Below are 12,193 nucleotides of genomic sequence, written 5' to 3'. Positions count from 1 at the left end.
CTACAACTTTACCTAATCCCGTTTTAGAACGTCTTCAAACCTCATTTTGAGAAAAAGATGTTTACATCTTCATAACAAGGGAACATTAAGGTTATGTGAAAATAATTTGAAAAGAGTTGAGTCGATGATTGAATTCAAGCAAGTGAAAAAAATGTTTAAGAACACGACCGTCTTGAAAGAGATGAACCTTATCATCAACAAAGGTGAGCTCGTCGTCTTTATCGGCCCGTCCGGCTGCGGGAAGACGACCTCGCTGAAAATGATTAACCGATTGATTGAACCGACGGAAGGCACAATCATCGTCAACGGCCAAGACACGCGCAAAATGGATCCGATTGAATTGCGGCGCCAGATGGGGTACGTCATTCAACAGACCGGCCTCTTCCCGCATATGACGATCCGTGAAAACATCCAATTGATTGCCGGGCTCGAAGGCCATGCCGAACAAGACATGGACGCCCGGACCGAACACCTCCTCCGCATGGTCGGCCTTGACCCGGATCAGTTCATCGATCGCTATCCGAGCGAATTGAGCGGTGGCCAACAGCAACGCATCGGGTTCGCCCGTGCTCTCATGAACGACCCGGAAGTCATCTTGATGGATGAGCCGTTCAGCGCCCTCGATCCGGTGACCCGGAACGACCTGCAAGAAGAGCTGTTCAACCTGCAAGAAGAAGTGAAAAAGACGATTGTGTTCGTCACCCATGATATGGATGAGGCGATCAAGCTGGCCGATCGCATTTGTATCATGCGCGACGGGGAAATCGTCCAATTCGATACCCCGGAACAAATCCTCCGGAACCCGAAAGACGAGTACGTCGAGTCGTTCATCGGGAAAAATCGAATTTGGAACAGCCCTGAATTCATCAAGGCAAAAGATATCATGATCACCGACCCGGTATCGATCAGCGGGAAACGGACGGTGCTTCAAGCGATTGAAATTATGCGTTCGCGCAAAGTCGACAGCCTATTGATTACCGACCGTGACCGTACTTTGCAAGGACTCATCAAATTGAAGGACGTCCACGGCATCCCAGATAAGACGAAGCGACTCGAGGAAGTCATGAACACGAATTACGCCTTCGTCTCAATCGAGGATTCGCTCCTCGATATTTTAGACGTCATGAACACAAGCGACCAAGGGTACCTCCCTGTCGTCGACGGTTCGATGCTTCACGGCTTGATTACACGCAGCAGTTTGCTTTCCGTCCTCAGTGAGCAATTCATGCAAGAGGAGGGAACGCTATGAACGCCATCCAATCATTTTTTGATTACTTCACAAACAACACGAACCAAATCGGGACACTCTTACTCGAACACTTACAACTGACGGTGTTCGCCGTCTCGCTTGCGGTCCTGTTAGGGGTACCGCTCGGGATTCTCATCTTACGGATCCCACGGCTCGCGAAGCCGATTCTCGGTCTGACGAGCGTCGTCCAAGCCGTGCCAAGTTTGGCACTCCTCGGTTTTCTAATCCCGTTCATCGGCATCGGGTCGACACCGGCGATTATCATGGTCGTCCTCTACTCGCTCCTCCCGATCGTGAAGAACACGTATACGGGACTGTCGAGCATTCCTGGTGACACGCTCGAATCGGCCAAAGGGATCGGCCTGACCGATCGCCAGATTTTAAGTAAGATTCAGTTACCCCTCGCCTTACCGATCATCATGGCCGGTATTCGCATTTCTGCGGTCACGGCCGTCGGACTGATGACAATCTCGGCGTTCGTCGGGGCTGGCGGACTCGGCTATCTCGTCTTCGCCGGGATTCAGACTGTCGACAACAACCAGATTCTCGCCGGGGCCATCCCAGCTGGTCTTCTCGCCTTGTTGATCGACTTCGTCGTCAGCCGTATCGAGTATAAAGTCGCACCGAACGGCATCGTCCTCGCCGACGGCCGCATGAAGAAGAAGACGCGTCGCTCGGCGAAGAAAGTCACAAAACCGCTCATCGTCATCGCATCGGCGTTCGCCCTACTCCTTGCTGGTTCGATTTACGCCTTCACCCGTGAAGACGATACGATTGTCGTCGGTTCGAAAAACTTCACCGAGCAATTGATTCTCGGGAACATGGTCGCCGACTTGATTGAGGACAAGACCGACCTCGATGTGAAACGTCAACTGAACCTCGGTGGCACCCAGGTCGCTTTCAGTGCCCTACGGACCGGTGAGATTGATACGTACGTCGAATATACGGGCACATTGTTCGTCGATGTATTGAAGCAAGAAGTCGAGAACGACCCCGACGTCGTCTACGACAAAGTCGTGAAACAAGTGAACGAACGTTTCGATATCCGCACGCTCGACCCGATCGGCTTCAATAACACCTACGCCATCGCCGTCAAACAAGAAGACGTCGACAAATACGGTTTAAAGACCGTCTCAGATCTCGCTGCGGTGAGTGACGAGCTCGTCTTCGGTCCGACAATCGAGTTCTCGAACCGGGAAGACGGCTACCTCGGATTGAAAGAGGCGTACCCGTTCAACTTCCAAGACGTGAAACCGGTCGACGGCGGACTCCGCTATACGGCACTCATGAACAATGAGAGTAACGCCATCGACAGCTTCTCGACCGACGGCTTGCTCAAGCGTTTCGACTTGACCGTCCTCGAGGACGACAAGCAGTTCTTCCCACCGTACTATGCGGTCCCAATCGTCAGCGAAGAGACGCTCGCCGAGCATCCTGAGCTCGCGGACGTATTGAACTTGCTGAGCGGGAAAATCACGGACGAGACGATGCAAGAGCTCAATTATCTTGCTGACGTCGAGAAACAACGTCCGGAGAAAGTCGCCCGCGACTTCCTTATCCAAGAAGGATTAATTGAACAATAAACCTATACGAAAGACGACCCTCCCGTTCGAATCGGGAAAGTCGTCTTTTTTCTGTGGCCGATTTTAACCTACGTTCGTCGCCTGGCCGACCGAGACGCGGTTGCGCCCACTCTGTTTTGCTTGATAGAGGGCTTGGTCGGCCGCCTCCATCAAGTCGGTCTTATCGCCACTTGGCGTTGGCGCATGTTCGGCGACGCCGATGCTGACACTCACTTTTCGCAACGGTGTGTACATTTCGTGCGCGATGTTCAGTTTGAGCACCGCTTGCCGAATTCGTTCCGCGATTTCTTTCGGTTGGCGCGCGTGGCGTGGCCGCAGGAGCACCGCGAACTCTTCGCCTCCATAGCGGGCCGTCATGCCGTCTTCCCCGACCGCCTTGTCGATCGCGTTCGCCACCCGTTCGAGGCAAGCGTCTCCGGCCAAATGGCCGTATGTGTCGTTATACGTCTTGAACGCATCGATATCAAGCAAGAGGAGCGCAAGCACGTCTCCGGTATCGGTCGCTTCGTCCCACATCCGTTCTAACTTCTCGTCAAAAGCTCGACGATTCCAAATCCCGGTCAAGGCGTCATGGAGCGAGCGATGGATGAGCGCTTGTTTGCTGCGCTCGAGCCGGAACGTATGCATGAACGTCATCAACAGCAACAATGCAATGCCGACGACGATGAAGATGACCCATTTCGCTGAATTTGAGGCAGTTTCACTCCGAAGCGTGGCTTGTTGGATGATGTTGTCGATGTCTTCACGAAGGGCCGCATCGACGTCTCGGAACTGGTTGATATAATCGATGCCGCTATAGCGACGCGCGTTCGCGGCGATGACATCCCCCGCCTCGATGAGTTCGATTTGCGACGCATGGAACGCCTCCATTTTTTGAATGAGCGGCAACGCCTCGTCTTGAATCAATTCCTGCATGATCGGATGACGCTCGTCGAGTTCACGAATAATACGAATCGTCTCCTCCAATGATTGTTTCGTCGCCTCATACTGTTCGAGCGACTGCGCGTCTTGGTTATATGTATAGCCCCGGACCGACAGCTCTTGGTCGAGCAGTAACCGAAACAGCTCCGAGGCGGCGTTCGAAATCGGGATGGCTTCCTCGACAATTCGTCGATTTTCCTGCTCGATGTCCTGAAACGCGCTATAGCTCCAGACGCTCGTTAAAAACAACGCCATCAAGGAGATGAGTAAGTATCTTTGCAGTAGCGAGAATTTAGTCTTCATCGTGTCTCTTCCCTTATCCCGACATCGGACCGACTTACGGTCTCTTCCTCTTCTACTATCGGCCGTCTCCTCGATCGTCTCAACTAATTTGAATCGATTGGTGCACATTCCCACAAAAAAGAGAGGATCACCAGGATCCTCTCATCGGGTTCATGCTTATTTTGTTCCGAACAGACGGTCACCTGCGTCACCGAGTCCTGGTACGATGTAGCCGTGGTCGTTCAACTTCTCGTCAAGTGCGGCGAGATAGATTTCGACGTCCGGGTGTTCGGCTTGAACACGTTCCACACCTTCAGGGGCTGCACAGAGGCAAGCGAGCTTGATCGACTTGGCACCGTGCTTTTTAAGCGCGGCAATCGCGTCGGCTGCTGAACCGCCTGTCGCGAGCATCGGGTCGACGACGATGAAGTCACGTTCTGTGACGTCCGTCGGCAACTTGAGATAGTATTCGTGCGGCTCGAGCGTCTCTGGGTCACGATATAAACCGATGTGACCGACTTTGACGTTCGGCATCATTTTGAGGAAGCCATCCACCATGCCGAGGCCTGCCCGTAAAATTGGGACGATTCCCAATTTCTTGCCGGCAATCATCTTCTGTGTCGATACAGAGACCGGTGTCTCAATTTCCACATCGGTAAGCGGAAGGTCGCGTGTAATTTCATATGCCATGAGTGACGAAACCTCGTCTACGAGTTCACGGAACTGCTTCGTCCCCGTCTCTACTTTACGCATAATCGTCATCTTGTGCTGAATCAATGGGTGGTCATAAACGTGTACTTTGCCCATCATGCTTCACTCCTCTCTCAATCTCTCTTGAGCATTGTACCCTAACTTTTCTGAGAAAGGTAGGGTCAACTTCTGTTTTTTAAGAGGTCAGACGAAACCCGAAGGAACGAAATCGATCCCTCGGGGTTCAGGTGACACATGGTTTAGAATTTGAAGAAATTTAGGAAACCGGCCGTCTTGTGTTTCACTTTTCCGCACATGTTTCCTTTGGCGGCGTGATGGTCGTTAGACGAGCTGTGCTTGGCGGCATGCTTTTTAGCATGTTTTTTGGCATGCTTTTTCGCCTTCTTCTTCTCTTTTTTGTCTTTCTTCTCTTGCTTCCAGTCAGCTTTTGCTTTTTGTTTCGACTCGGTCGGTTTGTCCGTCGAGGCATCTGCTTTCGGAGCTGAGACTGGCTTTGTGACAGGCTTTGTCGCCGTTTCTGTTACAGGCTTCGCCGTTGTCGTCGCAGCCGGTTTCGTGGCTGTCGTTGTAGCAGGCTTCGTCGTTGTCGTCGTAGCCGGTTTCGTCGTTGTCGTCGTAGCTGGCTTCGTTGTTGTCGTCGTAGCCGGTTTCGTCGTTGTCGTCGTAGCTGGCTTCGTTGTTGTCGTCGTAGCTGGCTTCGTTGTTGTCGTTGTAGCCGGTTTCGTCGTTGTCGTTTCAGCTGGCTTCGTCGTTGTCGTCGTAGCTGGCTTCGTCGTCGGTGCTACTGCGACCGGTGCCGGCGCCGTATCCTGTGTGCGCGTCACGAGACCTGCGTTCCAGTTCACGTAAGCATCCGCTTCGTGGAAATGGATGAAGCCAGAATCTTTGGCGAGCTTGTGGCTGTCCGCGCTAAGACGTGTCGAAATCGTGAGCGTCTTGACCGAATACTTCGCGTCGACCGCTTGTAATTTCTTAATCATGTTTTGTGACCAAGCGTCGCTCTTGATCGTGTCGGCGTTGAAACTCTCCCACATGATGCCGTCGACGTAAGGTGCCGTTGACGTTTCTAACGTGTCAAAGCCCCAGTTTTGGACCATGGCGATTTCACCATAGCGGGCCCGTGCTTGCTTCAAGAAGTTGACGAGTCCGTCACGTTGCTGCTTGAGCACGGTCGGATTGTTCAAATGTTCGTTATCAATATCACCGACCGTATCCATGAACACGCCATCGATGCCTTTGGCGACGACTTGGTTCTGGATTTCCGTGAGGAGCAATCCTTGGAAGTTCGGTGAGGCGATGTTCGTCAAGTACGAATCCCATTCCGAGTAATGGACACGTTGTCCGTTACGCGTAAAGAAGTCACCTGACTGAAGTTTTGACATGAGACCCGTGTTCCATGTCGCGACTTCCATGACGCTAATATATCCGAGTACTTTTGTCCCGCGTGCTTTGATTTGCTCCACTTGCGCTTTCGTGTAATGGAGTGGCTCAATGATGACGAGGTCATAGTTTTGCATATCTTTCAAAATCGCTGCCGTTGGATGGCCATAATACACTTGATAGTTCTTCACACCGTCGAGTGGGTTCATGGTTTGTGCCCCCGTTTTAGACATGTTCAGACTAACAATCAACAACACTACCGTTAGAGACATAATTAACTTTTTCAATTTCACTACCTATTCCTCTCCTGATGACTGACAAAACGTGGTGACGGACGATGATGGTTGAATGGAGTTGTGTCTCGTTGCTCCCCCTTTTCTTATATTCAAATGACGAGAAGGTTAGTGCTGTGTGTTTTATGGATGTATCGGATTCGTGTATGTAATGTTGAACCTTCGCAAAAAAAATTATAGGATAGTTTTTCACGAAAACATAGTGTCAATTTGACAACAAAAACCCGTCTCACGACATGAAAGTGTCATGAAACGGGAAAAGAATTTGTTTTAGCTCATATGTAAGTGTCTAGCAATCCCTCTAATTCCAGTTGATCAATCAAATAGACCCGCTTCGACTCGACGTCCATCAGTTGAAGGGTATCTTTCCCTTCCTCGGTCCAAACGTCGAACCGTTGCTCGGTCAACTGCTCATATAACACGAGCGTCCCACGTCGTTCGCCCGTCGGTGCGGCACTCGTCGTCTTCACGCGGGACAAAAGTTCGAACAGTTCGCGCGTGTTCGGGCCTCCGAGGTGGGCCGTCTTCGTCTCCGTCTCGTACGTCGCCAACCGCATCGCCTCTTTTTGCTCCGATGTGATCGTCAATTCACCGGCTCCTGGTCGTTGAACGGCCCCCCATACCTCGATTACGGTATCATAACGAGTCGATAAGACGGCCGAATCCTGCTCCGAGACGTCTTCGATCGGCTCATCCGCGAGCACGATTCGTTTCAAGAGCCTACGTCCTTCGGCATCTAAATTGAAGACGGCTTCCATCGAGTCAATTTGCACGTACTCACTCGACAGCGAACTGGGTAATACGGTGCGATCCCACGCCTGTGCTGTACCCATCTGGAGGGTAATCCGTTGATCGGCCAACTGGGTCAAGAACGCCACGCCTTCATTCTTGCCACTCTCGAAAACGAACAGTCCCGGTTCAATCAGCTGTCCCGCCTCGGCACCGCCTTGATAGACGTGATAGGTGACGTGAAGCGCGCCACGGTCCGGTGTGTGATACCGGAAGACCGAACCGGGAACAATCGTCTCATGCGTCTCGTTAACCGCGAAGGCGCGCGCCACGGTCGTGACGTCTGGTTCAGGAATGAACGATAACGTGCTCCCGACATCGACCTCCCTCGGCCCTGAACCGGCCGCGGACTCGAACGCCTCGATTCCATCGGTACGGAAGACGCGCTCATTTTGTTCGTTGCTGTTCAAACAAGAGACGTAATGCTCGTCCCCGCTCCGCCAATATTTGACGGTCTTGCTACCTAATTCGTCATAGAAGGGGTGGCGGAATGTGATGGCCGCCAATTCGGCCCGACGCGTCGGCAACACGTCTGTCGGTTGCCGCTCACAGTAATTCAACAGTCGCGTCTTCAACGCAGACGTCAACGGAATGTCTTGGTCTTGTTGAATCGCATACGTCGACAGCGGTCGTAAATTGAGCGCATTGATTTCATTCGTCCCGCATCCACTTAACAGTATGACGGCTATACTCATCAGTCCGATGACGTTTTTCATCCCGTCCCCTCCTTTCACATTTATTTGGTTTGAATCGCCTAAAATTTTCATGTTCACCTTATCATACAATAATAATTACAACTCTTGTTAGAAGAATAAACAAAAAATGCCACTTGCGTGGCATTTTTTTAGTCGTCGTCGCGATCATCATCTTGATCATCGTCACGGTCGTCATCTTGGTCGTCATCATTTTGATCGTCGTTTTGATCATCTTGATCGTCTTGGTCATCCCGGTCATCGTCGCGTTCAATCTCTTTCACTTGCTGTTGAAGGTTCAACTCGAGTTTGACCCGGTCACCGGCTTTTGGCGCCTCGTCGTCAAGCTCGTAGCGGCTCGCGAGTTTGAACGTCTCTGACTTGCCATCACGTTCGATGGTCACGTCACGATCCGACAGGCTGACGAACGTGCCGTAAATGTCGAAGTCGTCACTTTCACGGTCGACTTCCTTCACTTCTTCGTTTTGATTGAATTCGAGTTTGACGCGGTCACCGGCTTTCGGTGTGTCGTCGTCAATCTCATGACGGGCCGCGAGCGGATACGTCGATTCTTTACCGCTGAAGCTGATCGTCACGTCACGGTCTGATAGGCTGACGAGGGTACCATACAATTCATAATCATCGTCATCGACCGAACGAACCGGCGTATCGCTCGATGCTGATCCTTCTGACGAAGTGGCTGCTTCTTGACTCGCATCATCTTGCGCATCGTCTGCGGCATCATCGGTTCCGCTGTTCACGCTATCGACCGCGCGTGGGACGATGACCGTGTCCGTCTTGTCGTTCGCGACATACAACCCGATTCCGGCGACGGCTAGTACCGCCAACCCGACTCCTAAAATCCATCCGATTAGTTTCATGATGTTTCCTCCTCGTTTCATGTGGTGAACTTGTTCTACATCTTCATCATAGAACGGTGACCTTAGAGCACCACGAGGATTCCATTAGAAAATGATGAGAATCTGCGAAAGTTTTGTCATTTTGTGACGTAGAAGACGCTGCCGTCCGGCGCATTCGCATAACTGCCGACCGTCCACCCGTTCAAATCCGCCACTTCTTTGGCGATAGCAAGACCAAGTCCGCTGCCGCTCCGGTCCCGTGCCTCATCGAGTCGATAGAACCGGTCAAATAACCGTGCCCGGTCCTCCTCATTGAGCGCCGTCCCATGGTCGCGTACTTCGATGCGGTCCGGCGTCATCGTCACGCGTGTGTCAGTCGCATACTTCAAGCTGTTATCGATGAAGATGACGACGAGCCGCTGCAACGAATCACGATGACCGTGCCACTCCCCCATCGCCTCGATCGGTACGTGGATACCGTGCGATCGTTCGAACCGTTCGGTCAATTGTTCGGCCAGCTCAGTCAATCTGATCACCTCGATCTCCACTTCTTTGAGCGAAGAGAAACGGCTCAATTCGAGCATCGGTTCAATCAAGTCCTCGCGCATTTGCCGCGATTCGGTCAAGATGTGGTCGATGGCCTCGTCACGAACGGCCGGGTCGCTCTGTCCCCAGCGCCGGAGCAGTTTGGCGTACCCTTCGATGACGGTGAGCGGCGTCTTCAGTTCATGTGAAACATCGGCGACGAAGCGGCGCTGTTGCTCCATCGACCCTTCGACCCGGTCAATCATCTGGTTGAAGCCGGTCGCGAGCGTCGAGACTTCGTCTCGGTTCGTCCCGACATCGATCGTCTCGAGCGTACCCGACTCGGTGATCCGTTCCATCGTCGACTCGAGACGGCGGAGTGGATCGAGACCTTGCCTGACGATCCATAGGCTACCGAGGAACGTCATCGCCACTGCAATCAAGAAGATGATGAGAAAAATCGTGGCCAGCGTCTGGAGCGTCTCGCTCACGGCCGCGTCTTGAAACGCGTAGCCGAGCCCGTTCGACGTCGCGATGACGAACCAATCATCGACGAGCGCCGGTTCTCCGAAGTTGACGGGAAAACGTAAACTCTCTTCGGCCTGGCCGCCGATGATGCCCCAATCGCCGTTCGCTTGCCGTTCGAGCACGACACTGTCCTCGTGCAACGACAAGACGGCTTGTTGGTTCCGCTCGTCTTCCTCGAGCAAGCTGAGTGCTTGGCGCAAGACATCATAGCGGGCGTCGACGATCTGTTGCCGCGAGACGAGCCAGGCGACACCGAACGAGGTGATGAGTAAAAACAACATGAACCCCGCCATCGCCAAGGCGATCTTCGTCCGTAGCTTCATATTATTCACCACGCTTCAACATATAGCCGACGCCTCGGACCGTCTGAATCCAGGAGCCACCGAGTTTCTTCCGGACATAGCGGACGTACACATCGACGACGTTCGTGTCCCCGTAATAATCGAAGCCCCAGACGTGTTCGACGAGTTGGTCGCGTGTGAGCACGCGTTCGGGATGTTCGAGCAGATAGACGAGCAAATCGAACTCCCTCCGGGTCAGGTCGACTTTTTGCCCCTCACACACCACTTCATGGCGATTGACGTCGACGGTCAGCCCCTCATAGGAAAGGACCCGTTCACTCGTATCGACTTGGACGTGTTGACGCATCCGTAAGAACGCCCGAATCCGCGCGAGCAACTCCTCCATTTCGAACGGTTTTGTGATGTAATCATCGGCCCCGAGGTCGAGCCCGCTCACTTTATCGTAGCGGTCCCCGCGTGCCGTCACCATCAAGACGGGAAGGAGCGGCTGCTCTTCTTTGACGCGGCGCACGACTTCGAGTCCGCTCATCTGCGGCAACATGACATCGAGCAACATCAGGTCAATCCCACCGGCGAGCGCCCGGTCGAGCCCGGCCCGCCCGTCATGGGCGACCTCGACTTGATAACCGGCATGCATGAGTTCAAGTTCGAGTAATCTGGCAATTTTAGCATCGTCTTCAACGACGAGAATCGTAGGCATTCCATTCATCCTTTCTAAAAAAAACGCCGAGCAGTCCGCCCGACGCATCATTCTAAGTGTTCCCGGATTCCTCAGTCAAAAAACGGACGAACTGCTTCTGGAATCGCTTGTTCGATGCGCAATTCGAGTGAATCGCCCATCCGGTCAAACGTCGTTTCAATCCCTTCCGCCTGAAACGCCAAATCAGTCCCGACTTGAGCGATTTGGTCGAGCCACGCGTTACCGGTCAAGGTGAATAATAAGAACCCGGCGACACCTGCCGCCATGAGTGTCAATGCGAGCGCACCGACGGCCACTCCTCGAATCAATCTTCCAATCTTTCCTCTGCTAGTTGAGCGCATATGTCCCTCTCCCTTATCCTTTTTCTTTACTGTACGGGAGCGAGCTGAGAAAGAGCGGTGAAACAGATTAAAATTTGATGAGAAAAAGGTCACAGCACGGCTGCGACCTCATTCTTCCTCGAGCACCGATTTGGCAATCGGGGCCCAATACGTCCCGTCCATGGCGGCGACTTCGGCGAGCGTCGTCCGGTATGTGTCGTCCCCGGCCTTCTTCTCAGCGATGCCTTTCATCCATAAGACGTCCGCCTTATATCCCGACTCTGGATACGTGTCGACATAGGCGGCATAATCGGCGATCTCTGCTTCGCCGAGCTTGTTGTCGACGAGCAACCGATAAAACCCGACGGCCTGTTCCTGACCGGCTTTCGCCTTGCCGATGAGGAGCGCATCGGCTTCCTCGTACCGTTTGTCCGAGACGAGCGTTTCGACTTCGCCGAGCGGGATGACGGCCGGTGCCTCAGGGGCTTCGGTCGTCTCGTCCTCGGTTTGGAGCGCCTCGTTCGCTTCCTCGAGTCGAGCAACTTCTTGCTCGAGCTCTTCTAACCGTTTCGCGAGCGCCTCGTCCTCCGTCACCGTTTCGACCCGTTCGTTTGATGCGGTCGGCGTCACGGGCGGCGGCTCCGAATCCGGCCAAAAGATGAGTGCGACCAGACCGAGACCAACGACGAGCGGCAGACCGAGCCACGATTTGTTCCATTTGAAGGCGTTACGCCAAGCCGACAAGTCCGCATGACCGGTGACAGCCGGCGAGAACGAACGAAAGCGGCGCTTGGCCGCCTTCTTTCCGTTCGCCTTCACTTCGAGCGCAAGACCGAGCCGATGAAACGCCGCCGGCACTTTCATTCCGAGAAGCGGTACAATCCGTTCACTTGCCTCGATATAATACCCGTGGTCGAGTAGCGTCGTCACGACCCCGAACTCGTTCGCGACGAGGCGAAACGTCGGGTCATGCTCGCCTTTTCGGACGAGCCATTCCGTCATATCGATGAGCGGCAGTTCCGCAAGTTCCCGATCTGCGAGTGTCCGTACGTCCATTC

Annotated in this window: 11 protein-coding genes; 2 read left to right on the top strand and 9 right to left on the bottom strand. The window is 53.3% G+C overall.

Features of this window, described 5'->3' with window-relative positions; all coding sequences use genetic code 11:
- The first annotated feature begins 124 nt into the window (after positions 1-124).
- Complete coding sequence (locus KNP67_RS05200) at positions 125-1,249, top strand: ABC transporter ATP-binding protein (protein WP_034807367.1); 1,125 nt, start codon at positions 125-127, stop codon at positions 1,247-1,249.
- The gene (locus KNP67_RS05195) at positions 1,246-2,832 is read left to right on the top strand and encodes an ABC transporter permease/substrate-binding protein (RefSeq protein WP_131471434.1); all 1,587 of its coding nucleotides are present in this window, start codon (positions 1,246-1,248) and stop codon (positions 2,830-2,832) included. Before KNP67_RS05200 ends, KNP67_RS05195 begins: the two co-directional genes overlap by 4 nt.
- A 63-nt stretch (positions 2,833-2,895) precedes the next feature.
- Here KNP67_RS05195 and KNP67_RS05190 read toward each other — a convergent pair whose 3' ends face one another.
- From KNP67_RS05190 to KNP67_RS05150, 9 genes are all read right to left on the bottom strand, one after another.
- Positions 2,896-4,056, bottom strand: coding sequence for a GGDEF domain-containing protein (locus KNP67_RS05190; RefSeq protein WP_242678950.1), 1,161 nt, complete (start codon positions 4,054-4,056; stop codon positions 2,896-2,898).
- Between the two features lie 156 nt (positions 4,057-4,212).
- Positions 4,213-4,842, bottom strand: coding sequence for a uracil phosphoribosyltransferase (upp, locus tag KNP67_RS05185; protein ID WP_021066126.1), 630 nt, complete (start codon positions 4,840-4,842; stop codon positions 4,213-4,215).
- Positions 4,843-4,985: 143 nt separating this feature from the next.
- Positions 4,986-6,335 (bottom strand): glycoside hydrolase family 191 protein, encoded by a 1,350-nt coding sequence (locus KNP67_RS05180; protein WP_165569421.1) that lies wholly within the window; start codon positions 6,333-6,335, stop codon positions 4,986-4,988.
- 359 nt (positions 6,336-6,694) lie between these two features.
- A complete protein-coding gene (locus KNP67_RS05175; RefSeq protein WP_029594679.1) occupies positions 6,695-7,924 on the bottom strand; it encodes a hypothetical protein in 1,230 nt (409 codons plus the stop codon).
- Positions 7,925-8,052: 128 nt separating this feature from the next.
- A complete protein-coding gene (locus KNP67_RS05170; protein WP_242678953.1) occupies positions 8,053-8,781 on the bottom strand; it encodes a hypothetical protein in 729 nt (242 codons plus the stop codon).
- Between the two features lie 116 nt (positions 8,782-8,897).
- Positions 8,898-10,136 carry a sensor histidine kinase gene (locus KNP67_RS05165; protein WP_029594677.1) on the bottom strand — a complete coding sequence of 413 codons (1,239 nt, stop codon included), beginning with the start codon at positions 10,134-10,136 and terminating at the stop codon, positions 8,898-8,900.
- A 1-nt stretch (position 10,137) separates the two neighbouring features.
- Positions 10,138-10,815, bottom strand: coding sequence for a response regulator transcription factor (locus KNP67_RS05160; protein WP_058764818.1), 678 nt, complete (start codon positions 10,813-10,815; stop codon positions 10,138-10,140).
- A gap of 71 nt (positions 10,816-10,886) precedes the next feature.
- Positions 10,887-11,156 carry a hypothetical protein gene (locus tag KNP67_RS05155; protein WP_144060654.1) on the bottom strand — a complete coding sequence of 90 codons (270 nt, stop codon included), beginning with the start codon at positions 11,154-11,156 and terminating at the stop codon, positions 10,887-10,889.
- A 108-nt stretch (positions 11,157-11,264) separates the two neighbouring features.
- A complete protein-coding gene (locus KNP67_RS05150) occupies positions 11,265-12,191 on the bottom strand; it encodes a hypothetical protein (protein WP_029594674.1) in 927 nt (308 codons plus the stop codon).
- Between the last annotated feature and the right edge of the window lie 2 nt (positions 12,192-12,193).

This window comes from Exiguobacterium sp. s157, from assembly GCF_018618205.1.
Lineage (GTDB): Bacteria > Bacillota > Bacilli > Exiguobacteriales > Exiguobacteriaceae > Exiguobacterium > Exiguobacterium chiriqhucha.
Note: the sequence above shows the minus strand (reverse complement) of the source record. Positions and strands in the feature narration are given on the sequence as shown.